The organism is Methylocystis sp. MJC1 (assembly GCF_026427715.1).
GTDB lineage: Bacteria > Pseudomonadota > Alphaproteobacteria > Rhizobiales > Beijerinckiaceae > Methylocystis.
This window is the reverse complement of sequence record NZ_CP107558.1, coordinates 1,933,032-1,956,955: the sequence shown is the minus strand read 5'-3', so window position 1 is coordinate 1,956,955 and position 23,924 is coordinate 1,933,032. Positions and strand designations below refer to the sequence as shown.

General features: G+C 65.4%; 18 protein-coding genes. 2 read left to right on the top strand and 16 right to left on the bottom strand.

Going from position 1 to position 23,924, the window contains the following annotated elements:
• Window positions 1–10 precede the first annotated feature (10 nt).
• The 10 genes from gyrA to OGR47_RS09435 form a co-directional block, all read right to left on the bottom strand.
• Entirely contained in the window at window positions 11–2,743 is a 2,733-nt protein-coding gene (gene gyrA, locus OGR47_RS09480; RefSeq protein WP_165049887.1) for a DNA gyrase subunit A, read from the bottom strand.
• Window positions 2,744–3,171: 428 nt separating this feature from the next.
• Window positions 3,172–5,505: a DUF2167 domain-containing protein gene (locus OGR47_RS09475; protein ID WP_165049889.1), complete on the bottom strand. Its 2,334-nt coding sequence runs from the start codon at window positions 5,503–5,505 to the stop codon at window positions 3,172–3,174.
• A gap of 140 nt (window positions 5,506–5,645) precedes the next feature.
• The gene (locus tag OGR47_RS09470) at window positions 5,646–6,023 is read right to left on the bottom strand and encodes a HesB/IscA family protein (protein ID WP_165050366.1); all 378 of its coding nucleotides are present in this window, start codon (window positions 6,021–6,023) and stop codon (window positions 5,646–5,648) included.
• A 9-nt stretch (window positions 6,024–6,032) separates the two neighbouring features.
• Window positions 6,033–6,455 (bottom strand): VOC family protein, encoded by a 423-nt coding sequence (locus OGR47_RS09465; RefSeq protein WP_165049891.1) that lies wholly within the window; start codon window positions 6,453–6,455, stop codon window positions 6,033–6,035.
• Between the two features lie 31 nt (window positions 6,456–6,486).
• Window positions 6,487–6,873, bottom strand: coding sequence for an SUF system Fe-S cluster assembly protein (locus tag OGR47_RS09460; RefSeq protein WP_165049893.1), 387 nt, complete (start codon window positions 6,871–6,873; stop codon window positions 6,487–6,489).
• Window positions 6,874–6,889: 16 nt separating this feature from the next.
• Window positions 6,890–8,131, bottom strand: a complete 1,242-nt coding sequence (locus OGR47_RS09455; protein WP_165049895.1) for a cysteine desulfurase — start codon at window positions 8,129–8,131, stop codon at window positions 6,890–6,892.
• The gene (gene sufD / locus OGR47_RS09450; RefSeq protein WP_165049897.1) at window positions 8,128–9,417 is read right to left on the bottom strand and encodes a Fe-S cluster assembly protein SufD; all 1,290 of its coding nucleotides are present in this window, start codon (window positions 9,415–9,417) and stop codon (window positions 8,128–8,130) included. Before sufD ends, OGR47_RS09455 begins: the two co-directional genes overlap by 4 nt.
• A 3-nt stretch (window positions 9,418–9,420) precedes the next feature.
• Window positions 9,421–10,173, bottom strand: a complete 753-nt coding sequence (sufC, locus tag OGR47_RS09445; protein WP_165049899.1) for a Fe-S cluster assembly ATPase SufC — start codon at window positions 10,171–10,173, stop codon at window positions 9,421–9,423.
• Window positions 10,174–10,296: 123 nt separating this feature from the next.
• The gene (gene sufB / locus OGR47_RS09440) at window positions 10,297–11,766 is read right to left on the bottom strand and encodes a Fe-S cluster assembly protein SufB (RefSeq protein ID WP_165049901.1); all 1,470 of its coding nucleotides are present in this window, start codon (window positions 11,764–11,766) and stop codon (window positions 10,297–10,299) included.
• A gap of 62 nt (window positions 11,767–11,828) precedes the next feature.
• The gene (locus OGR47_RS09435) at window positions 11,829–12,989 is read right to left on the bottom strand and encodes a cysteine desulfurase family protein (protein WP_165049903.1); all 1,161 of its coding nucleotides are present in this window, start codon (window positions 12,987–12,989) and stop codon (window positions 11,829–11,831) included.
• 199 nt (window positions 12,990–13,188) lie between these two features.
• Here OGR47_RS09435 and OGR47_RS09430 point away from each other — a divergent pair, with 199 nt between their 5' ends.
• A complete protein-coding gene (locus OGR47_RS09430) occupies window positions 13,189–13,863 on the top strand; it encodes an alpha/beta hydrolase (protein WP_165049905.1) in 675 nt (224 codons plus the stop codon).
• Between the two features lie 92 nt (window positions 13,864–13,955).
• Here OGR47_RS09430 and OGR47_RS09425 read toward each other — a convergent pair whose 3' ends face one another.
• Together OGR47_RS09425 and OGR47_RS09420 are read right to left on the bottom strand one after the other, a co-directional pair.
• Window positions 13,956–14,558, bottom strand: coding sequence for a redoxin family protein (locus OGR47_RS09425; RefSeq protein ID WP_165049908.1), 603 nt, complete (start codon window positions 14,556–14,558; stop codon window positions 13,956–13,958).
• A 109-nt stretch (window positions 14,559–14,667) separates the two neighbouring features.
• A complete protein-coding gene (locus OGR47_RS09420) occupies window positions 14,668–15,753 on the bottom strand; it encodes an anhydro-N-acetylmuramic acid kinase (RefSeq protein ID WP_246729612.1) in 1,086 nt (361 codons plus the stop codon).
• 340 nt (window positions 15,754–16,093) lie between these two features.
• Here OGR47_RS09420 and OGR47_RS09415 point away from each other — a divergent pair, with 340 nt between their 5' ends.
• Complete coding sequence (locus tag OGR47_RS09415) at window positions 16,094–17,326, top strand: peptide-binding protein (RefSeq protein ID WP_165049912.1); 1,233 nt, start codon at window positions 16,094–16,096, stop codon at window positions 17,324–17,326.
• A gap of 69 nt (window positions 17,327–17,395) precedes the next feature.
• Here the strand turns inward: OGR47_RS09415 and OGR47_RS09410 are convergent, their stop codons facing one another.
• The 4 genes from OGR47_RS09410 to OGR47_RS09395 all read right to left on the bottom strand — a co-directional run bounded on the left by OGR47_RS09410 (window position 17,396) and on the right by OGR47_RS09395 (window position 23,747).
• On the bottom strand, window positions 17,396–17,611 hold the full coding sequence (locus tag OGR47_RS09410; RefSeq protein WP_165049914.1) for a hypothetical protein: 216 nt from the start codon (window positions 17,609–17,611) through the stop codon (window positions 17,396–17,398).
• Between the two features lie 199 nt (window positions 17,612–17,810).
• Window positions 17,811–19,889 carry a hypothetical protein gene (locus tag OGR47_RS09405; protein WP_165049916.1) on the bottom strand — a complete coding sequence of 693 codons (2,079 nt, stop codon included), beginning with the start codon at window positions 19,887–19,889 and terminating at the stop codon, window positions 17,811–17,813.
• Between the two features lie 148 nt (window positions 19,890–20,037).
• Window positions 20,038–22,827: a DUF4159 domain-containing protein gene (locus OGR47_RS09400; RefSeq protein ID WP_165049918.1), complete on the bottom strand. Its 2,790-nt coding sequence runs from the start codon at window positions 22,825–22,827 to the stop codon at window positions 20,038–20,040.
• Window positions 22,827–23,747, bottom strand: coding sequence for a DUF58 domain-containing protein (locus tag OGR47_RS09395; RefSeq protein ID WP_165049920.1), 921 nt, complete (start codon window positions 23,745–23,747; stop codon window positions 22,827–22,829). Before OGR47_RS09395 ends, OGR47_RS09400 begins: the two co-directional genes overlap by 1 nt.
• Between the last annotated feature and the right edge of the window lie 177 nt (window positions 23,748–23,924).

Below are 23,924 nucleotides of genomic sequence, written 5' to 3'. Positions count from 1 at the left end.
TGAGCAGGGCTTACTCCCCCTCCCCCTCCTCCCCATCATCCTCACCCACATCTCCAATATGCTCGACCGACACCACGCGCTCATCCGCAGCGGTGTTGAACACGATCACGCCCTGCGTGCCGCGCCCAGCGATGCGGATTCCCTCCACCGGGCAGCGGATCAACTGGCCGCCATCGGTGACGAGCATGATCTCGTCGTCCTGCCCCACGGGGAATGAGGCAACCAATTTGCCGTTCCGCGCATTCACCGCCATGGCGACGATGCCTTTGCCGCCGCGGCCGGTGATGCGGTACTCATAGGAAGACGTGCGCTTGCCGTAGCCGTTTTCCGAAACCGTCAGGATGATCTGCTCGGCGGCCTGCATGGCGGCGAAACGCTCGTCGGAGAGCTCGACGGCCCCCGCCCCCTCCTCCGTGTCGGCGCCTGCGTCCGGCGCGACATCCTCGCCCATGCGGCGGCGCAGGGCGCTTGCTTTCTTGAGATAGGACGAGCGCTCGTCGGGCGTCGCCTCGAAATGTTTCAGGATCGAGAGCGAGATGATGCGATCGTCGCCGGCCAGCGATACGCCGCGCACGCCCATGGAAGTGCGGCCCTGGAAGACGCGCACTTCCGGCACGGCGAAGCGGATGCATTGGCCGTCGCGCGTGGTGAGCAGAATGTCGTCGGCTTCCGTCGCGGTGGCGACGTCGACGATCGCCTCGCCCTCATCCAGCTTCATGGCGATGAGGCCGTTGCGGCGCACTTCACAGAAGTCCGAGAGCTTGTTGCGCCGAACCGTGCCGCCGGTCGTGGCGAAGATGACGTCGAGCGTCGCCCAGCTCGATTCGTCCTCGGGCAGCGGCATGATGGTGGTGATGCGTTCGCCCGCCTCCAGCGGCAGCATATTGACGAGCGCCTTGCCGCGCGCCTGGGGCGCCGCGAGCGGCAGCCGCCAGACCTTTTCCTTATAGGCCTTGCCGCGCGAGGAGAAGAACAACACCGGCGTATGCGTATTGGCGACGAAGAGGCGGTGGACGAAATCCTCCTCCTTCATCTGCATGCCGGAGCGGCCCTTGCCGCCGCGCCTTTGCGCGCGATACGTCGAAAGCGGCACGCGCTTGATGTAGCCGGCGTGCGAGACGGTGACGACCATATCCTCGCGGGCGATGAGGTCTTCGTCCTCGACCTCGCCGTCAGCCTCGGTGATCTGCGTGCGGCGCGGGGTGGCGTAGGCCTCCTTCACCGCCAGCATCTCGTCCTTGACGATGCCGAAGAGTTTTTCGCGCGAGCCAAGGATTTCCAGATATTCGGCGATTTCGGCGGCGAGCTTGTTGAGCGCTTCCGCGATTTCCTCGCGGCCGAGCGCCGTGAGACGCTGCAGGCGCAGATCGAGAATGGCGCGGGCCTGCGCTTCCGACAGGCGAACCGTGCCGTCGTCGGCGAGCTTGTGACGCGGGTCGGCGATGAGCGCGACGAGCGGCGCCATGTCCTTTGCCGGCCAGTCGCGCGCCATCAGGGCTTCGCGCGCGGCCGACGCGTCGGGCGAGGTGCGAATGAGACGGATGACTTCGTCGATATTCGCCACCGCAATGGCGAGGCCGACCTGCAAATGGGCGTTGTCGCGCGCCTTATTCAGGCGGAACTTGGTGCGGCGGGTGACGACGGTTTCGCGGAAATCGACGAAAGCGCGCAGCACGTCGTGGAGCGTCAGCAACTCCGGCCGGCCGCCGTTCAGCGCGATCATATTCACCGCGAAGCTCGACTGCAGCGCGGTGTGGCGCCAGAGCTGGTTCAGCACGACGTCGGCGACCGCCTCGCGCTTCAGCTCGATGACGATGCGCATGCCCTCGCGGTCGGACTCGTCGCGCAGATCGGAGATGCCCTCGATCTTCTTTTCCTTGACGAGCTCCGCAATGCGCTCGATCAGCGCCGCCTTGTTCACCTGATAGGGAATTTCGGTGAAGATGATCGCTTCGCGCTCTTTGCGCAGCGTCTCGATCTCCGCCTTGGCGCGCATGATGATCGAGCCGCGCCCCGTCGCATAGGCGTTGCGGATGCCGCCGCGGCCCAGAATCGTCGCGGCGGTCGGGAAGTCCGGCCCCGGCACGATCTCCATCAGCTCGGCGACCGTCATGTCCGGCCTGTCGATCAACGCGATACAGGCGTCGATGACCTCGCCGAGATTATGCGGCGGGATATTCGTCGCCATGCCGACGGCGATGCCGCCGGCGCCATTGACGAGGAGATTGGGGAAGCGCGCCGGCAGGACCGTCGGCTCGTGCTCCTTGCCGTCGTAATTCGGCTGGAAGTCGACTGTGCCTTCGTCAAGGTCATCGAGCAGCGCCAGTGCGGGCTTGGCGAGGCGCGACTCGGTGTAACGCATGGCCGCCGGCGGGTCGTTGTCGACCGAGCCGAAATTGCCCTGCCCGTCGATGAGCATGAGCCGCATCGAAAAGGGCTGCGCCATGCGCACCAGCGCGTCATAGATCGCGGCGTCGCCATGCGGGTGATATTTACCCATGACGTCGCCGACGATGCGCGCCGACTTCACGTAAGGCTTGTCCGGCGTATGGCCGTTCTCGTGCATCGAGAACATAATGCGACGATGCACGGGTTTCAGGCCGTCGCGAACGTCCGGCAGCGCGCGGCTCACGATCACGCTCATCGCGTAATCGAGATAGCTGCGCTTCATCTCGTCGGCGATGGAAACCGGCCTGATGTCGGACTTTTCGGAATCGTCTCTTTTGGTGTCGTCGTCGGCCAAGGGCGCGCCAATCCCCAATTATTGGTTCAGACTACCCCTATAGGCGATTCGAGCCGCCGGCGCCAGCCGCGGCCGACAGAAAACATCTATTTAAACCAATAACTTATTAGATATCCCCCGTAAAATCCAGATGGATGGCGCGCTTGGTTTGGGGCGCAAGACGGGGAATTCTCGCCAAAACCGCAAGAGATTGGCCTGGCCCAAGCAATAAGACGCAGAAATGCGTCTCATACCATTTCCGTTTGAACCGCTCGCGATGGGGTTGTCATTCCCGGCGGGCTGAAAGCCCGACCGGGAATCCAGATCCACAAGATGCTGGTTTTGCTATAGATTCCCGATCGCTCGCTTGGCGAGCGTCGGGAATGACCGCCGATCCGACCCAGCTCGCTCCGGAGCCGGGGGAGTTTCTGGCCGTAAAGTTAACGCTCTCACTCGTCGATCGCGAGACGCGCGCGCGCCGATGCGGCGGATGCAGCGTCGCCGGGCTCGACAAGACCAAAGTCGTCCTCGTCGAACACCCCCGCCGCTTCGTGACCCGCAGACTGCGCCGCGGCTACATGCGCCGCCTCGGATTCCAGCGGCTCTGCAGTCTGCCCAGGCTCGATCAGTTCGGGTTCCAGAAGCCCCTCGTCAGGCGCCTCTTTCGAATCGTGATCGACGATCAACGGCGCAACGAACTCTTCGGCCAATGCGGGCGCCGCCCCTCCCAAAATCCGCGGCGTCCTGACGATTCGCGTGATGTTAACCGGCGGAGGCGGCGCCTCCTCGCTCGTACGGCGCATGCGAGCGGCAAGCTTCTTGAGCGCCGAAATGGGCTCTTCCCCAATGTTTTCGGCGGAAGCGGCGTCGGCTTTTGGCGTCTTGTCCTTTTTGGCGTTCATGACGCTGACAAATTTGCTTTTGAGCGCGCCCAGGACGGCGTTGAAGCGGGTCTCCGCCGTAGGCGCCTGCTCAGGCGCTTTCTCCGCCTTATTCGCAAGACGCGCGTGAAGCGACGGCAAAAGGCGCGCGAAAAGCGATGCGGGCGGCAGTTCGGCCGGTTCCGGCTTAGCCTCTCCCGCCACGACAGTCTCTGCGCGCTCCTGTTGCGGTCCCTCTTCTCCGCCTTCCCGACGGCGGCGCTTCAGGAAAACATAGAGGCCGAGCGCAGCCACGCCGAAAAGCGCCGGATAAAGAAGCCCGGAAATGCGATCGAGGATGGACGGGGCGGGCGCGCCTTCCTGCGGCGCTGGAACCGGTTTTACCGCTTTCGCCGCCACGTCCCGCGTCAGTAGATCGGCCGCTGAATAGGGCGCAACCTGATCGGCGGCCGCGTCGAAGTCTTCGTAGGTCGCGCCGTGGTCGAAGACGATCGTCTCCGCGAGCGCAGCCGCTTCATTCTTCAACCGTTCAGCCATCTCAACGCCATCGGCCAGCCCGACCTTGATCGCGCCATGACGCCCAAGCGCCCAGCCCTCGCAATTGAAGAACCCGTCCATCCCATTCTGGTCGTTCGGAGTGGCGATATTCACGCAGGCCGACAAGCGATGCTTGGCATCGAGCGACGGCGCCGTGAGCCAGCCATCGAGCGTCACGGGCGGCTGACCGACGCGCGCGCGTTGGGCGTTGACCTCCGGCAGGCTGGCCTGGAAGGCGGCGAGCAATTTGTCAGCCTGCAGTGACTCCGGCTCGCCGGTCGGGATGTAGCCGTCGTCGACGAGCTCCACGGGCGCCAGCCATTCCAGCCCGTCGCCAGCGGGCGCGACCATCCCTTGGATGCCTTCGCGCCACTCGAGCCCCGCTTCCTTGGCGAGCTTCTTGGCAGAGTCGACCGGAAGAAAGACACGGCCTGCCGGCAGCCACATCGTCGCCCGATCGGCAAGGCGCACCTCGGCGGGGCCAACCACGCCTTCAGCAAGGATAGCGCCGATACGCGCTACAATGTCGTCCTGAGCCGGCGCGGAGGCGCCCTCGTCGGACGTTTGCTGCGCTTGCGCGCCCGCATCGGCCCCTGTGGGAATTTCAGCCGGCCTTCCCGCGTCCGCGGTTTCCGGAAGGGGCTCTTCGATCGCAGGCGGCGGCTCCACCGGGGCGGAAGACTCGAGGCTCGGAACAAGGCGCGGAGCCGCCGAGCCGCCTTGGAGATCCATTGCTTTCGGGTCGAACGCGGCGAGCGGCGCGCTCAATCCGGCGAGGCTCTTGCGCGGCGTGTTCAAAATCATGATCGGCGGGCCGATCGGCGCCGGCTCGACGAGCGTCGGCGTTTGCGCGACGACCGGTTGCTCGGCGCTCGGCGGCGACGAGGCCGTTTCCTGATCCGCTGGAGCCGGCGACTCTCCGGCCGCCTGCGCGGGTTGCGGCGCGGCCTCCTGTTGCGGGAGCGCCTCGGCTTCGGGCGCAGCCGGACGCTCGGCAAGGCTCGGCGTTGCGGGCTTTTGCGCCTCGGCGACCGCAGGCTGGACAGGCTGAGCGGGCGTTGCTTGCGCGGGGAAGGCCGGCGCTATGCTCGGCTTGAGGTCCGGTTTTGCGGCGACTGCGGGGCTTGGCTGCTCGGCAGGCTTTGGGGCTGTCTTTGCCGCCTGCGCGGCGCCCTTGACGGGCTTCAAAGGCGGCATTTGGAAAATGATGTCATGCGTCGAATCCGACGACATCGGCGCCATTTCGTAAATCACGTCATCACCGACGCGCTGTCCGTCGCGCGCGAGCCCCTGTGACGGAATCAAGGACAGTGCGGCGAGCAAGGCGACACTCGAGGCGACGATGGGTGGTTTGGAAACGGACATCGAGACGGCTCCGGACGCACAAAACGCACTGCCGGAGCTTTGGCCCTCGATGTTGAAGAAACCGCTATTTGCCAAATGCGAGAAAACTGAAACGCATCGTCAGCGTTAATGAAGGGTGAAGGTCGAGATGTTTGCGGTCCTCACGCCGTCGGCGCGAGGCTCGCAGTATCGGCTTCTTTCAGCTCAACGCTTTCGCCGCAACCACAGGCGGAGGTCTGATTGGGATTCTCGAAGACGAAAGACGACTCGAATTGCGTGGTCTTTACGTCCATTGTCGTCCCGAGCAGATAAAGCACGGCCTTCGAATCGACGATGACGCGGCCGCCGTCGAAATCGATGACTTCGTCGCCCGGCTCCGGCTCGGTCAGCGCCATTCTGTAAGCCACGCCGGCGCAGCCGCTCTTTTCGAGCGAGACACGAAGCCCGACGCCGGGTTCGGATTTCGCCAACAGGCCGCGCACGCGCTCGGCGGCGGCGGGGCTAACATTCATCACGCTCGATTTCGCGGACATTGTCATCATCCATCCTCAATAGTTCGCCCAAATCCCGGGGGTCGCCAGCTCTACAAGGTGGTCGTCCGGATCTCGGAAATAAAGGCTGACCCCGCCACGCGGCCATCGCATCCGCGCTTCTATCTCTATCCCGTGCTCGGCGAGTCGGGTTTCCCATGCGGAAACTTCATCCGCCTCGACCGCAAAGGCCAAATGTGCAGGCCCCGATCCATCGTGCGGCGGGATGCGTCCGCCCGGCAAATCCACCGGCTCCAAGGTTGCGCCGCGCTTGAAGAGCAGCAGCACGCTCGCTGGACCGCAATCGAGCGCCCACATGCGGCTGTCTTGCGCCATGGGCGTGACGCCGAGCGTCTCTTCGTAAAAGCGCCCGGCCCGCGCGAGATCTTCGACGTAGACGGCTGTCTCCAGAACCTTTGGTTTCAACCGCGGCGTAAACATGACATCCCGCGCCTGCCTTGGCGCTTTCCACTCAGAACATGTCGAGCGTGACGCGCGCCTCGTCCGACATGCGGCTCTGGTCCCACGGCGGGTCGAACACGAGATTGACCTTGACGTCGCTGACGCCGGGCACCGTGCTCACCGCATTCTTCACCCATATGGGCATTTCGCCGGCGACGGGACAGCCCGGCGCCGTCAGCGTCATGTCGATTTCGACCACGCCTTCGTCGGAAATGTCGATCCGATAGACGAGTCCCAACTCGTAGACGTCGGCAGGGATTTCAGGGTCGTAGACCGTTTTCAGCGCCTTGACGACTTCGTCGGCGAGGCTTTCGCCCGCTACCGCTTTCGTTGTGGGCTCATCCGCAGCCACAGTATCGACGCTTTCCGTTTCGCTTGTTTTAAGAGCTTCGCTCATCAGCACGAGAACCTCCTCACGCGAAAAGTTTTTGAGCTTTAAGCAAAGCGTCTGCCAATCGATCTACCTCGTCACGCGTATTATAGAGCGCGAAGGAAGCGCGGCAGGTCGAGGTGACGCCAAAGTGTGACAGCAGCGGCATGGCGCAATGCGTGCCGGCGCGCACCGCAACGCCAGAACGATCGATGATCGTGGCGACGTCATGCGCATGGGCGGCCGCCATCTCGAAAGCGACGATCGGCCCCTTGTCGGGCGCATTGCCGAAGATGCGCAATCCCTCGATCTCCGAGAGACGCTGCTGCGCGTAAGCGGTGAGCTGCGCCTCATGCGCGCGGATCGCGCCACGGCCAATGCTCTCGATATAATCCAGCGCGGCGGCCAGTCCGACGGCCTGCGCGATCGGCGGCGTGCCGGCCTCGAAGCGATGCGGCGGCGCGTTATACGTGACCGTATCGCGCGTGACGGTTTCGATCATCTCGCCGCCGCCTGCGAAGGGCGGCAGGCTCTCGAGCCATTTTCTCTTGCCGTAAACGGCGCCGATGCCCGTGGGGCCATAAAGCTTGTGGCCGGTGACGATGTAGAAATCTACGTCGAGCGCCTGGACATCCACGTCGAGATGCACCGCGCCCTGTGAGCCGTCCACGCAGACCGGCACGCCATGGTCATGGGCGATGCGCGCGATCTCGGCGATCGGCGTCGGCGCCGCGACGACATTCGACATATGGGTGATCGCGACGATCTTGGTGCGATCGGTAAACATCTTCTCGAAAGCGTCAAGATCGATGACGCCATTATCGTCCGGCACGATCCATTTGATCACTGCCCCCTTGCGTTCCCGCAAGAAGTGCCAGGGCACGATATTGGAGTGGTGCTCCATCAGCGAGACGATGATTTCGTCGCCCTCGCCAATATGGGCGAGCCCATAGGAGGCCGCGACGAGATTGAGCGCTTCGGTCGCGCCGCGGGTGAAGATGATCTCTTCCGTCGAAGGCGCGTTGAGGAAGCGCCGTAAGGTTTCGCGGGCGCCCTCATAGCCTTCCGTCGCGGCGTTGGCGAGATAGTGCAGGCCGCGATGGACGTTGGCGTATTCGTGCTCGTAGAAATGCGTCAGTCGCTCGATCACCGCGCGCGGCTTCTGCGCCGAAGCGGCGTTGTCGAGATAGGCGAGCGGCTTCCCATAGGGCCGCTCGGCGAGAATCGGGAAATCCGCGCGGACCTTTTCGACGTCGTAGAGTTTCAAGGGCGCTTGCTCATTCATTTGGATCTCGCCGCTAGCCAGGATGAGATGCGTTCGACGAGATAGCCTCGCAACGTCTCGTCTTCGAGCCCTGCGAAAGCCTCGTTGGCAAAGCCTTCGATGAGCAGCGATTCCGCCGCATAGCGCGGAATGCCACGCGCCATGAGATAAAAAAGCTGTTCCTTGTCGAGCCGCCCGCATGTGGCCCCGTGGCCGCATTGGACATCGTCGGCAAAGATCTCCAGCTCCGGCTTATTGTTCATGGTCGCGCCGTCGGAGAGCAGGATCGCTTTCGACTGCATGACGCCGTCGGTTTTCTGCGCATGCGGCCGCACGACGATCTTGCCCTGGAATACGCCGGTTCCCTGCTCGTCTATGATGTTTCGGAACGCTTCGCGGCTCTCGCCGTTCGGGAAGGCGTGATCGACGACGAGCGTCGTATCGGCATGCTGGCGACCGCGCGCGAGCGTCGCGCCATTGAGCGCGACCTTCGCCCGCTCGCCGTCGAGCCGGGCAAAAATTTGCCGGCGCAGCAGCCCCGCGCCTTCGACCAGCGCATAGGAGTTGAGGCTCGCGCCTTCGTCGAGATGCGCGAGCAGGCTCATGACACGCACGAGCTTGTCGCCTTGCCCCGAAGCCAGCGTAACCAGATCGAGCGCCGCGCCGGAGGCGAGCCTCACGATGAGCGTCTGATTATCCTGCGCGGGCGCCTCAGTGAGCGCGCCAGCCGTCTCGATGATCGTCGCCTTGGCGTCCTTGCCGAGGATAACGAGCGAGCGCGTGAAGCTCGACTGCGCGTCCGGAGAGGAAACATAACTCGCCAGCTCGATTTTCTTTTCCAGCGTCACGCCGGCGGCGATGCGCAGGATCACGCCGTCCTGCATCAAAGCGGCGTTCATCGCGACCATGGGGTCTTGGGCCTGCACGTCGTCGCTGGCGACGAGCGCCATGACGCCCGGCGCGCCCTGCGCCAGTGCCTCGCGCAGCGGCTGGATCTTCACGCCTTCGGGCAGGGAGGCGAGATCCGAAAGGTCCGCGCGAAACACGCCGTCGAGCGTGACGAGCCGCACTGTTTCACTCGCGGCCGGCAGTTCCGGCGCGCCCGCCTGGGCGGGAGCGATCGGCGCGGGCTTAGCGAGCGCCGCCTTGAGGTCGGTGTAATGCCAGGCCTCGACGCGGCGGTTCGGCAGGCCCTTGGCGGCGAAGGCCTCCCAGGCCGCCTGACGCAGGCTGGTTGCGCCCTTGCTCTTCATCGTGTCGAAGAGCGCGGAGAAAGCCGCATCGGCTTCGGTCGCGAGCTTGATCATGGCTTACGCCGCCTCTTCAGCCAGATATTCCTGATAGCCGCGGTCTTCGAGCTCGAGCGCCAGCTCCGGCCCGCCCGAGCGCTGGATGACGCCCTTGGCCATCACATGCACCGTATCCGGCTTGATGTAATCGAGAAGGCGTTGATAGTGGGTAATGACCAGGAAGGAGCGCTGTGGCGAGCGCAGCGAATTGACGCCTTCCGAGACGACGCGCAGCGCGTCGATGTCGAGGCCAGAGTCGGTCTCGTCGAGAATGCCGAACTTGGGCTGAAGCAGCGCCATCTGCAGAATGTCCATGCGCTTCTTCTCGCCGCCGGAGAAGCCGGAATTCAGCGGCCGGCGCAAGATTTCCTGACTGACGCCGAGCTTCGCCGAGGCTTCCTTGACCAGCTTCATGAATTCCGGCGTCTCCAGCTCCGGCTCGCCACGCAGGCGGCGCTGGGCGTTCATCGCCGCCTTGAGGAAGGTCATGGTGGCGACGCCGGGAATTTCGACCGGATATTGGAAGGCGAGGAAAATGCCCTTGGCGGCGCGCTCATGCGGCTCGAGATCGAGGATGTTCTCGCCGTCGAGCAGCACTTCGCCTTCCGTAATCTGATAGCCTTCGCGGCCCGAGATCACGTAAGAAAGGGTCGATTTGCCGGTGCCATTCGGCCCCATGATGGCGGCAACCTCGCCGTCCTTCACGGTGAGGTTGAGGCCCTTGAGAATTTTCCGGTCGCCGACCGAAACGTGGAGGTTTTTGATTTCGAGCATAGTTGAAATCCCGATGTTTCAGTCGTCATTGCGAGCCAAGCGAAGCAATCTAGCGCTGCGACGCCGCCCCTGGATTGCTTCGTCGCTACGCTCCTCGCAATGACGAGACGTGCGACGAAAGAGTTAACCCACGCTCCCTTCGAGCGAGATCGAGATCAGCTTCTGCGCCTCGACCGCGAATTCCATCGGAAGCTGCTGCAGCACGTCGCGCACGAAGCCGTTCACGATCAGCGCCGTCGCCTCTTCCGCCGAGAGCCCGCGCTGCTGGGCGTAGAAAAGCTGATCCTCGGAGATCTTCGAGGTGGTCGCTTCATGCTCGAACTGCGCGCTCGGGTTCTTCGACTCGATATAGGGAACCGTATGCGCGCCGCAGTCGTGGCCTACCAGCAGGCTGTCGCATTGGGTGAAGTTGCGCGCGCCTTCCGCCTTGCGATGCGCGGTCACCTGCCCGCGATAGGTGTTTTGCGACTTGCCGGCCGAAATGCCCTTCGAGACGATGCGGCTCTTGGTGTTGCGGCCGAGGTGGATCATCTTGGTGCCGCTGTCGACCTGCTGATGGCCGTTCGACACCGCGATCGAGTAGAACTCGCCCTGGCTGTCGTCGCCGCGAAGAATGCAGGACGGATATTTCCAGGTGATCGCCGAGCCGGTCTCCACCTGCGTCCAGCTGATATGCGAGTTGCGGCCGCGGCAATCGCCGCGCTTGGTGACGAAATTGTAAATACCGCCCCTGCCCTCGCTGTCGCCCGGATACCAGTTCTGCACCGTCGAATATTTGATCTCGGCGTCGTCGAGCGCGATCAATTCCACCACAGCCGCGTGCAGCTGATTCTCGTCGCGCTTGGGCGCCGTGCAGCCTTCGAGATAGCTGACATAAGAGCCCGCGTCGGCGATGATCAGCGTGCGCTCGAACTGCCCTGTCTTCTGCTCATTGATGCGGAAGTAGGTGGAAAGCTCCATCGGACAGCGCACGCCCTTCGGCACATAAACGAAGGAGCCGTCCGAGAAGACCGCGCTGTTCAACGTCGCGTAGAAATTATCGGTCACCGGCACGACCGAGCCGAGATATTGGCGCACCAGCTCGGGATGGGTCTTCACGGCCTCGGAGATCGGGCAGAAGATCACGCCCGCCTTGCCGAGCTCCTCCTTGAAGGTCGTCGCCACCGACACCGAGTCGAAGACCGCGTCGACCGCGACCTTGCGCGTCTCGACGCCCGCGAGGATTTCCTGCTCCCTGAGCGGAATGCCGAGCTTCTCATAGGTGCGCAGCAGCTCCGGATCGACCTCATCGAGCGTCTTCGGCCCGGGCGTCGACTTCGGCGCGGAGTAGTAGTAGAGGTCCTGATAGTCGATCGGCGGATAATGGACCCGCGCCCAGTTGGGCTCTTCCATCGTCAGCCAGCGGCGATACGCCTCCAGCCGCCATTCGGTGAGCCACTCGGGTTCGTTCTTCTTGGCGGAGATGAAGCGAACGATGTCTTCGCTCAGACCCTTGGGGGCCTTCTCGGACTCGATCTCCGTCGTAAAGCCATACTTATAAGCGTCGACGTCGATTTCCTCGACGCGCGCAACGGTCTCCTGACGAGCCGCCATCTTCTCTCTCTCCTCGTCACGACGGGTTCAAGGTCCGCCGGCCGATGCGGTTCCAGCCTTGTTCAGGCGACGGAACGCCGCGACCTGATACGGTCCACGACCTCCGCAAGAACCATTCCAAACTGTTCTACATCCTCTTGGCGTGTAGACCAACCCAGGCTTACACGCAGCGCCTCTTTTTCGGGCGCCCCCATCGCCGCGAGCACGTGTGACTCGCGAACCTTGCCGGAAGAGCAGGCAGAGCCGCTGGAGATGGCCACACCGGCAAGGTCCAGCGCGATCAACAGGGTATGCGCCGGGACGCCCGGGATCGCGAAGGCGCTGACGCTGCCGACGCGATGCGCGCCCCTGCCGAAAAAGCGAACATCCGCCGCAATCGCCGCGATCTGGCGCTCCAGCGCGTCGCGCAGGGCCCCAAGACGGATATTTTCGCTCGGGAGCCCTTCGAGCGCGGCCTCGAAAGCCGCCGCGAAACCAGCAATTGCCGGGACATTCTCGGTTCCGGCGCGACGGCCGAACTCCTGCCCGCCGCCCTTCACCAGCACATCCGATATGTGGAGGCGATCTTGCGCCGCGGCAAGCGCCCCCGCCCCCAATGGACCGCCGAGCTTATGTGAGGAAAAGAACAAAAAATCTGCGCCGGCGCTTTGGAAAGTTGTCTTTATTCTGCCAATCGCCTGGGTTGCGTCGCAAATGAGGATGCCGCCAGCCGCATGGGCCCGCTCGGCAGCCTCCCGAACCGGCTGAATCACGCCCGTCTCGTTATTTACCGCCTGAAGCGCCACCATGAAGCGCTTGCCGTGCAGGCGCGCAAGCGCCGCTTCCAGCGCCGGGAGCGACAGCGCCCCCTCCGGCGTCAGGGCGACCCGTTCGACAGCCGCCGCGGGAAACCTATGGCCCATCAGAACGGCCGGATGCTCCCCGGCCCCGACGAGCAGAACCTCGACGGGGCCCGTCTCGCTTCCGCGCTGCAACATGGGCGTGAGGACGAGATTGGCGGCCTCGGTCGCGCCGCTCGTGAAGGCGACGTTGCGGGGGGCTGTTCCGAGCCCTTTCGCGATCGTCGCCCGCGCCTGCTCCAGCGTCGATTTAGCTGCGCGGCCCTCGGCATGAACCGAGGAAGCATTCCCCGGCGCGTCCATCGCCGCCAGCATCGCCGCTCGAGCGGCCGGGCGCAGGGGCGAGGTGGCGTTGTGGTCGAGATAGATGCGGTTTTTGGACATGGGCTTGATTTACGCTCTCTCAGCCCATGGCGGGAGAGGCGGGAGCACGCAATCTTGCTATTCTCCTATCTTGCGGGGTCGCGAAGCGTGAAAGCCACAGCCACGCCAAGCTCCACTCCGCGCTTCCGCCGAATTCCCTTGCTTTTCACTCGGTCAAGCGTGTTAAGAACGCCCCAGCCAGTTTCCACAGGGAATTCAAATGCCCGAAGTCATCTTCGCCGGTCCCGCCGGCAGGCTCGAAGGCCGCTTCCATCAGTCCGCCACGCGGGGCGCGCCGATCGCCATCATCCTGCACCCGCACCCGCAATTCGGCGGGACGATGAATAATCAGATCGTCTATCACCTCTATTACGCCTTCGCCGAGCGGGGCTTCTCTGTTCTGCGTTTCAACTTTCGCGGCGTTGGTCGCTCTCAGGGCTCCTTCGACCATGGCTCGGGCGAGCTCTCCGACGCGGCCGCGGCGCTGGATTGGGCGCAGGCGGTCAACCCCGAGGCGCGCGCCTGCTGGATTGCCGGCGTCTCCTTCGGCTCCTGGATCGGCATGCAGCTGCTCATGCGTCGGCCGGAGATCGAAGGCTTCATCTCCGTTGCGCCGCCGGCGAATCGTTTCGACTTCTCCTTCCTGGCCCCCTGCCCGTCCTCGGGCCTCTTCATTCACGGCGACCAAGACCGCGTCGCGCCGCTGAAAGAAGTCACCGGACTGATCGAGAAGCTCAAGACTCAGAAGGGCATCCTCATCGAGCATGCCGTGGTCGAAGGCGCCAACCACTTCTTCGAGAACAAGGTCGAGCCGCTGATCGCGCATGTGGACGCCTATCTCGATCGGCGCCTCAACAATCCGCCGCGCATTCTTATCCCCGCGCGGGGCGACTGATTCCGTCATTGCGAGCAAAGCGAAGCAATCCGGGGCTGCCGGAGCGGCCCTCGGTTGCTTCGTCGCTTCGCTCCTCGCAATGACGCGGCGCGCTAACGCGCCTTGGCCGTCAGCCGCGGCACGATTTCCTTTTCGATGATCTCGGGGTCGAGGCCCTCGTAAGTCGACCATTCGACCACGGGCCCCGGACCGACGATAAAGGTCGCCGGCACGCCCTTCGCGGCGAGCGCGCGTTGCAGATATGTGCGCTCATCCGCGCCGACGGCGACGAAGGGGTTGCCATATTTCGCCAGAAAATATTTCGCCCGCGCCGGCGCGTCCTTGACGTCCGCGCCGTAGATGGGCGCGAGATTGCGCTTCGCCAAAGCGACAATGTGCTTATGCTCCTCGCGGCAGGTCGGGCACCAGGATGCCCAAAGGACGAGGAGCGAGCGCTTGCCGGCAAGATCGGCGCTCGAAAAGCCGGGAACCGGATGACCGGCGGCATCGACAAGGCCCGGCACAGGCGGCAGATCGAAATTGTCGATCGAAAAGGGATTGAAGAAGCGCGCTGTCAAGTCCTTGCGCTTCCAGACATGCTCGACGACCGCGGCGCCTACGCCCAGCCCGATGGCGCCCATGCCCCCGAGAATGACGCTGCGCCTGCTCGCGAACCATTCGGCCTTTTCCGGCGACGCGTCGGCTGGCGTGCTCATCCGCGTTTTCCTCGCGCACAGAACTGCACACATTCTTATACCGAAAATGGTGAAAGAAACGTGCGCCTCTGCGAGAAGAGTTTAATCCCCGGTCTTGCGGCCGCGTGCGTCAGCGCCCGCCGGCGCGCGCAAGGCGTCCGCCGCGCAACGCCTGCGGGACGCCGGTCGTCGTGGGGAAGGTAATCGGCAGCCCTTCCAAAACGCGCGCGGCGAGATAGCCGAAGCCCTGTGCCTCCATGGAATCGGCCGACCAGCCGACCGCGTCGGCGGTCGTCACCTTGCACGGCAGGCGCATCACCAATTCGCGCACCAGAATCGGATTGCGCGCGCCGCCGCCGCAGACGATGAGCAATTGCGGCTGATTGGGCAGATGCGGAAACAGCCGCAGCACGGAGGCCGCCGTGAAGGCGGTGAGCGTCGCTGCGGCGTCTTCGGTCGAGAGTTTGACGATGGGCTCCAGCACAAAGGCGTTGCGGTCGAGCGACTTTGGCGGCGGCTGGTCGAAGAAGGGATGGGCCAGCATGCGCAGCAGCGCCGCCTCGTTCACGCGCCCGCGCGCGGCCATATGGCCATGGCGGTCGATCGGCGCGCCGGTGCGCTGAAGCATGAGGTCGTCGATGAGCGCATTGCCGGGGCCCGTGTCGCAGGCGATCGGCTGCTCGCCGTCGGCGACATAGGTGACATTGGCCACCCCGCCAATATTGAGCAGCGCCACCTCGCCCTTCATGCCGCCCGCCATCACGAGCGCGCGATGAAACACCGGCACGATCGGCGCACCCTCGCCGCCGGCGGCGATGTCGGCGGCGCGGAAGTCGTAAGCCACGTCTATGCCCAGCCGATCGGCCAGCGCCTGCCCGTCGCCGATCTGGATGGTGAGCTTTTGCTTGGGTCGATGCAGCACGGTCTGACCGTGGAAGCCGACGATATTCATGCTGGCCGCGTCGATGGCGTTGTCGCGCAGGAAGGTCTCGACCGCCTCGGCGTGGCGGTCCGTCACCATGCGCTCGGCGAAAGCGAGCACGCCCGGCCGCGCGTCGCGGTCGTCCATGGTCGCGGCCTCGGCCAGCGCATTGCGCAGCAGCGCCCGGTCGGCGTCCGTATAGGCGTAGAAACCCGTCGGCCCGAAGGACACGGTCGCGTCGCCGTCCGTCTCGATCAACGCGACGTCGACGCCGTCCATGGAGGTGCCGGACATGAGGCCGATGGCGCGGTAGAGGGGCAAGGGCGAATCTCCTGGATGGGAATGGGAGGAGATTACGTGATTTGTCGCCGAGGCTGAAACGGGGCGGCGCCCCGTTATTTCAAACGCAGGCGGTAAACTCCGTCATTGCGAGCGAAGCGAAGCAATCCAGGGCTGCAACGTGGCTCTGGATTGCTTCGTCGCTTTGCTCCTCGCAATGACGGCGGGTGACGTTGCCGTGCTTCCCCCGCCGTAGACACTCGAACAGGCGGCTTGTCCAAGCGCTAAAATTATCGTTCATAGAAATACATTTCAGTCGAGTGGCGCCCCCGTTTATTTTTCCAAGAGGCATTGCATGCGCATCATCCTAGCGGCGCTGGTCGCCGCCTTATCGCTCGCCCTATCAGCCGCCGCCGCGCCAGCCAAGAAATCCCCAGCGCCGCGAGAAGGCGTGGCCTTCATCCTCGATGCGGGCCGCATTCTGCTCGACGTCGCCTTCGCGACGCCGGATGGCGGCGAGCGCAGAGCCCTCGCCTGGTTCAACATGGGCATGGCGGCGCCTGTCCTGACGTCCGACCTTTATCGCGAGCTTGATCTCAATCGTGGCGCGCCCTTGCGCCTGCGGATCGGCGAACGCGCCTTCGACGCGCGCGCGGATCAGATCAAGGATGGCGACGGCGGCGTCGGCGTTCCGACATTCGCCCATCTCTTCGCGCCGCGGCGGGTCGAGGCGATGCTGCCCGCGCGGATGTTTACGGACCATGTCCTGCGTATCGACTACGGCCGGCGTCTCTTTGCGCTCGACGCGCCAGGCGCCAAGGGGCCGGAAGGCCTCCCCGTTCCGATCCAGCTCAATGCGGACACGGGGCTCGCCGCCGTCGAGGCCCAAATTGACGGCGAGACGCGCACGCTCGTGATCGACGCCGGCAGCGGCTACAGCTGGATGCGCGGCGACGTCGCGCGCAACATGCTCGCCCGCCATCCCGATTGGCTGCGCACTCATGGCGCCGTCGGCGCGGCGAACGCCAATATGGTCGACTTCGCCTTCGAGAAGGAGGGCGACGTGTTGCGCATTCCGAGCGTGCGCCTGGGCGACGGCGTGGAGTTGAGCGAATTAGGCTTTCTCGGCACGGCGCCGGTCTTAGGGGGCTTTGTGGAGAGCGCGTTCGGCGATCTCTTCTGGGACAATTGGCGCAAGGCGGCGCCCGCGCCCGTCGTCGGCTGGCTCGGCGCCAATGCGCTGCGCGATTTCGAGCTGACGATCGATTATCCGAACCGCATGAGCTACTGGCGCCGGCAAAAGGCGCCCGATTCAACCGAGCTGGACCAGCCGCCGATGACGCTGGTGCGCCAGGGCGAGCGCTACCTCATTGGCGGCGTGGCGCAACCGGCGTCTCGACCGCAAGCCCCGCTTGGCGTGGAGATCGGCGACGAGCTGCTCTCGATCGACAATGTCACAGCGCGCAGCGCGAGCAAAGAGGACGTTCTCTCCGCGCTTCACGGCGCGCCGGGGGAGCGGAAAAGATTGACGCTGGAGCGTCGCGGGGCGCGGGTGGAGACGGATGTGGAGGTCCAGAGCTTCCGTTAAGAAGCTCCGGCCCCCAAACCGCCAGAACCGCGCCCGTTTATTGACCAAGCGCGACGCCGAGCGCCTCGCTTAGTAGACGTGACGGCGCTCCACGCGCCGAGCCGTTCGCCGAGCCGACCGATGCACGACGCCGGCGCGCGTCACCACCTGCACAATGGGACCATTGGAGACGCCGACCTCGACGGCGCTTCCAGGCGTGGCTGTAGGCATTGCTTGCGCGACGGGCTCGAAGCCGATCGCGAGAGACGCGCCGATGAAGAGCCCAAGGATTTGCTTGCGCTGCATGTTTCCATTCTCCTCGCTGGGTTTACGGCGAACCGAACTTCACATGGATCAAGAGGCCCCTCGACTACCCCGGCTCGAAGTCTGAGCCGAACGCCGATTTCGCGCAATGCGGCAATTTGGGTTGTCGGTTTGAGGCGCCCCACTTTGGCGTCTCCTCTCATCGGCCATTGTCGGGTTCACGCGGCCGAAGAAAGACCCATCAGCCCCGCTTTCCCTCCCAAGCCCAGGCCGCCACGACCATCCCCAGCAATCCCAGCATCGCCCAAAGCCCGAGCCCCAGCGGCGCCACCTCGACGCCGACGAGCGTCGACGCCCCCGTCTGTCGGACGCCGATCCAATCCGAGCCGCCATAGCGGCTCGCGTCGCGCATCTCCACGAGGCGCGGCATGGTCACGTCGTCCGAATTCTTGCTCAACCGCCGCACCGTGCCGCCCGTCGCCTCGGCCAAAGGCGCGAGCTTCTCGGTCGTCGAGGCCACCTCACGGAACTCGCGCGGGTTCGCCGGCCCGACATTCACGAGCGCGGTCAGACCGTCGCTCTCGAAGCGCCACAGGCCCATTTCCCTGGCGTCGAAGCGCGCGCGCCACAGGCCGGGCTCGCTTTGCTTCAGCGTGATCTCCTGCTGCGCGCCCGAGGGGCCGGTCGCCGTCACCGGCGCGGCGGCGTCCTTCAACGTCTGGCGCTCGACCGTCACTTCGCGGCCGCGGGCGTCGGCGCGCAGCGCTTCTTCCTCGAGGTCGGGCTCCTTCATCAGCCAATGGGCGAGACGGCGCATGAGGTCGGCGTTGGGGCCGCCGCCCTCGTAGCCGCGCGCCCAGAGCCAGATCTGATCGCTGAGCAGCAAGGCCACGCGGCCCTTGCCTTCATGCGAGAGCACCAGCAGCGGCTTGTCGCGCGCGCCGGAGAGAATGGGCGTTCCCTTCAGCACGTCGGCGTCGATCTGCCGGAACCATTCGCCCCATTGCGGCGGATCGCTCTTCCCGCCGGGCAGGCCGCGCGTGACCGGGTGCTTCTCGCCATCCTTGCTGATGTGCGCCTTGAACGCCTCTTCGAACAAGGAGCCGTCCGGCCGCGCCGGCATGATGGTCGAGATCGGCGAATAATAGAGCCCGCGCAGCGTGGCGTAATCCGGCCCCACCGCCGCAAGAAAGGCCCCGCCGTTTTCGACGTAATGCACGATATTCTCGAAATAGACCGAGGGCAGCAGCGTCTGGCTCGAATAGCGATCGAAGATGATGAGATCGAATTCGTTGATCTTGCGCCCGAAGAGGTCGGCCGTCGGAAAGGCGATCAGCGACAATTCGCTCGATGGCGTGACGTCGAGCTTTTCCGGTGGGCGCAGGATGGTGAAGTGGACGAGCTCCACATTGGCGTCGGCGCGCAAAAGGTTGCGCCAGCTGCGCTCGCCCGGATGCGGCTCGCCGGAGACGAGCAGCACTTTGACCCGGTCGCGCACGCCTTCGATGGAGACGACCGCCTTATTGTCGGCGAGCGTCAGCTCACCCGGCGCGGGCGCAACTTCCAGCTCGACGATATTGGCCCCGCCATGCGCGATCTTCACCGGGATATTGACGATATCCCCCGGCACGGGGCTGTAGGTCGGCAGGCTCTCGCCGTCGCGGCGCACGGTGATGGGCGCGCGCGCATTGTCGCCGCCCGCGTCGACCACGCGGGCGCGGATTGTCTGCTCCTTGCCGACGATGCCGAAGCGCGGCGCCTCGACGAGCTCGATGCGGCGGTCACGCTCTTTCTCCTTGCCGGTGATCAGCGCATGGATCGGCGCGCGGAAGCCGAGCGCCTCGGCCTTGGCGGGAATGTCGTGAACGACGCCGTCGGTGACGAGCAAGGCGCCGCCAACGCGCTCCGGAGGCACGTCCTTGAGCGCCTGCTCCAACGCGCCGAAAAGCTTGGTGCCGTCGTTGCCGCTTGCGTCATTGGCGGCCGTGACGAAGCGCGTCTCGACGTCGCCGAATTTCGCGAGCGCCGCGTCGAGCGCCTTGCGGGCCTCCTCGGTCTGCGCGGCGCGGGCGCCGAAATTCTGGCTCTCGCTCTTGTCGATGACGACGGCGACGACGGTCTTCTGCGGATCGCGCTTTTCGGTGACGAGCGACGGGTCGGTCAACGCGGCGAGGACGAGCGCCAGCGCGAGCGCCCGCAGGGCTGTGCCGCGCTGGCCCGCCAACGCGCCGAGGACGAGCGCGGCGGCGCCGAGAAGCGCGAAGGCGGTGAGAAGCGACCAGGGCAGGAGCGGCGCGAAGGTGAGGTTGAGGTCGGTCATCGGCGCTCTCTCACCCCAACGCGCATCGTCCAATAAAGTCCGTCATTGCGAGGAGCGAAGCGACGAAGCAATCCAGAGCGACGATGCGGCTCCTGGATTGCTTCGCTGCGCTCGCAATGACGGGGGCAAACGGGGGCGCGGGTTTTCGTCACTGCCCCAGCCTCTCCAGCAAATCCCTCACATGCACCTGGTCGGATTTGTAGTTCCCCGTCAGCGTATACATGACGAGATTGACCCCGCCCCTGAGCGCCAGCTCCCTTTGGCGCGCGCCGCCGGGCGTCAGCGGTAAGAGCGGCTGGCCGCGCTTGTCCTGCGCCCAGGCGCTCGCGAGATCATTCGAGGTGATGACGATCGCCGAGACGCTGTCGGTGGCGCGCACCGGCCGCGCGGCGCCTTCTTTCGGATCGGGCGGCAGCGCCTCGACCCATGTCTGGCCGCTGGCGTAGCGGCCGACGAAGCCGTCGAGGAGATAGAAGGTCTTGGTGATGACGTGATCGCTCGGGACCACTTCGAGCTCAGGAATATCGAGTCCCTTGGTGACGTCCCGCAGCCATTGCGTCTCGGGCGTCGGCGCGTCGCCGGGCCGCTGATTGAGCGCGTCGCGCGTATCGAAGACGACAGTGCCGCCCTGCCGCATATAGTTTGCGACCCTCGCGGTGGTCTTCGCCGAGGGCTGCGGCGCACTCGCCACAACCGGCCAATAGAGCATGGGATAGAAAGCGAGCTCGTCCTTCGCCGGATCGACGCCAATTGGATCGCCGGGCGAGAAGGAGGTGCGCGTGGCGAGCGTTCTCGAAAGCGCTTCAAGGCCGGAGCGCGACACCTCGTCGATTTTCGCGTCGCCCGAGACGACATAGGCGAGCCGGGTCGTCAGCGCCGCCTCCTTGTCGCGCTGCGAGACGACCGTCTTCGCGCCATTCTCGGCGCGCGCGTCCCGTGCGTGCAGAGGGGCCAAAAGAATGATCACAGCGCCAGCCGCCGCAGTGAGCAGCCTCACGCGCAATTTGCCGGAGAGAACCAGAACGATGACGGCGTCCGCAATGAAGGCGAGCAGCGCGGCGGCGAGCAGCGGACCGCGAAAATCGACGGGCGCGCCGGAGGCGAGGACGCTTGTTGCGAGACCCACTGAGGCGAAATCGAAACCGGAGATGTCATCCTCCGCTCGCAGTGTCTGCAAGGCCACGGAAGCGTCGCCCGCCCCGTAAAGGCCCGGCGGATGCTCCGCGCTGGCAGGCCCGAAAAAATCGGCCGTAACGGCCTGGGCGTTGGGCCCCGGCGCGCCGAGCGCCCCAAAACCGTCGAGCGCCTTCATTGGCGCGAGAAGCCGCTGGTCGCTCACGGTCGCCGTCGTCTCGTCACCGGGCAAGGGCGCGGACTCGCCGGACATGGCGCAGATGCGCTTGAGCATATCCACGAAGAGCCCGGAGATCGGCAAGTTCGACCAGCTCGTATCGGCGTTGACGTGGAAGAGCACGATCAGCCCCTTGCCGCGCCGTTCGGCGGTGACGAGCGGCGTGCCGTCGGAGAGCCGCGCCCAGCTCTTTTGCGCAAGGCCGGGGTCGGGCTCCGCCAGCACCTGACGCTGGACGCTCACATCTTTTGAGGTCGGCAGGCCGAAAAAAGGGCTCGTCGCATCGAAGTCGGCGAGCGCCTTGGGCGTCTCCCAGGACAGTGCGCCGCCGAGAACGCGGCCGTTGCGGCGCAGGCGCACCGGCAGAAGATCGTCCGCGGCGTTGGCGAGGCGCGGGCCGGCGAAGCGGATGAGCGTGCCGCCCTCCTCGACGAAACGGCTCAAGGCCTCGTATGTTTCGCCGGGCGCCAGACCGACGTCGGCGAGCGCCAGAACATTGGGCCGCTCGGCGAGCAGCGCCTGAATGGGATCGACCACGCCCGGTCGGGCTTCGCGGGTCTGCGCGAAAGGCGCGAGCGCCTTTTCCAGGTAATAGAGCGGCGACAGCAGGGGCTGCGCCTCGTCTAGTCCGGCGCCACCGGCAATTGCGACGCGGCGCACTCTCGAACGCGCGTCGAGCAGCGCCACAGCGCCGGCGGAATTCTCGCCCTCGATGCGCAACATGCTCACATCGTTGCGCAGCTCCACCGGCAGATCGAGCGTCGCCTTCGCCCGCGGCGATCCGCCAAAAGCGGCGCCGGCGCGGCCGATGATCTGGCCCCTCGAGTCATAGGCCGCGACGGTCGCGGCGGCAGGCCCGGCGGCGTCGGCGCGCAGGACGTCGACGCCGAGCGTCGCGGCGTCGTTCGTCGGCGCGGCGAGCGCCAGCGGCGCATGATCGTCGGTGAGGACCTCGACGCGGGCGCCGGCGTCAGCGGCGGCCTTCAGCGCACTGGCGAAGGCGCCCGCCTCGCCTTGCGCGAGACCGTCGCTGATCCACACGATGCGCGCCTTGGGATTTGCCTTCACGAAAGCGGCCAGCGTGTCGGCCGCCGCGCGGCGGTCGGCAAAATAGGGCTTCGGCCGCTCGGAGCGTAGCTTCTCCAATGCGCGTCCGGCCTCCGACAGGCTCGGCGCGGCGCTCTCGGAAAGCGTCATGACGGCGACCGGCGCGCCGCCGCGCGCGGCGCTTTCGATGATGGCCGCTCCAGCCGCGATGCGCTTCTCCCAGGAAGGGGCCGTGGCCCAGCTATCGTCGAGCGCGACGAGGGTCGGCGTGGAGGTGGCCGCGACGGTTCCGGACGGGCTCCAGACCGGCCCCGCCATCGCGAGGATCAGCGCCGCCGCAAGCCCGAGGCGCATGAGAAGGAGCCACAAAGGCGTCTTCGACGGCGTCTCTTCATCGCGCCGCAGCTCGCGCAAAATCTTGGTCGGCGGAAAGACGATCTCGCGCGGACGCGGCGGCGTCACACGCAACAGCCAATAGATCAGCGGCAGGCTCGCAAGGCCGATCAGCGCCAGCGGCGCGGCGAAGGAAAAGCCGCCCATTACAGCGTCTCCTCCACGCCATGCAGACCCATGGCGAGCGCGAGCGCCGCCTCGGCGGCGGGCCGGTCGGTGTGATGCTGCAGAAAAAGAAAGCCGCCGGCGCGCGCCGCTTCGCGCACCGCCTCACGATGCGCGTCGAAGCGCTTGGCGTAGGCCGCCCGCAGGCTGCGCGCGTCGCCGGCATGAAAGGCCGGGCCGCCGTCGGTGTCGAGAAACATCGTCTCACCCGTGAAGGGAAAGCTCTCTTCGCTCGGATCAGTGATCATCAGCAACGCGCCCGAGGCGCCGGCCCCCGCGAAGCGCCGCAGCCGCGCGGACAGCGCGTCGAGATCGCAGAGAAAATCCGAGATGAGCACGACGCGCGCGCGCGGGCGCAAGGCCGCCTCGGGCGGAAGCTCGTCGCGCGAAATATCGGCGGCGCCGTCGTAGAGCGCGCGCAACAGGCGGTCGATGACGTCGCGCGCGGAGATGGGCGCTGTCAGCCCCAAAGCGGCGACGCGCTCGCCGCCCTTCACGAGCACATCCGCCAGCGCCAGGCCGAGCGTGACGCCGCGCGAAAGCTTGTCGTCCTGGGCGAGCGAGGACACGAACGCCATGGAGGGCGAGCAGTCCATCCAGAGAAAATAGTCGTGCGCCGCCTCCCACTCGCGCTCGCGCACATAGAGTTGATCGCCGCGCGCCGACCGGCGCCAGTCGATGCGATGCGCGGCCTCGCCATTGGTGAAGGGGCGATATTGCCAGAAGGTCTCGCCCTGCCCGGCGCGCTTGCGGCCATGGACGCCATAGGCGACGCTCGCCGCGATCTCATGAGCGCGATTGACGAGGCGCGGCAGGCGCGCGGCAAGATCGGCCGCGACGGCCCCGTCGATCTGCGTGCGGGCGGCGGGGTCGTAGGCTGTGGTGGTGATTGGCCGGATCATTGCGGGTGCTGAAGCGCCCCCTCCCTGACCCTCCCCCGCCATAGGGCGTCTGCAAGACGCCCGTCTCTCGACGGGCTATTGCGGGAGAGGGGACGCTCACGATCAGCATTCTTGATGAAAGCCACAATCTGCCCCCTCTCCCGCGAAGCGGGGGAGGGTTGGGGAGGGGGTAAACGC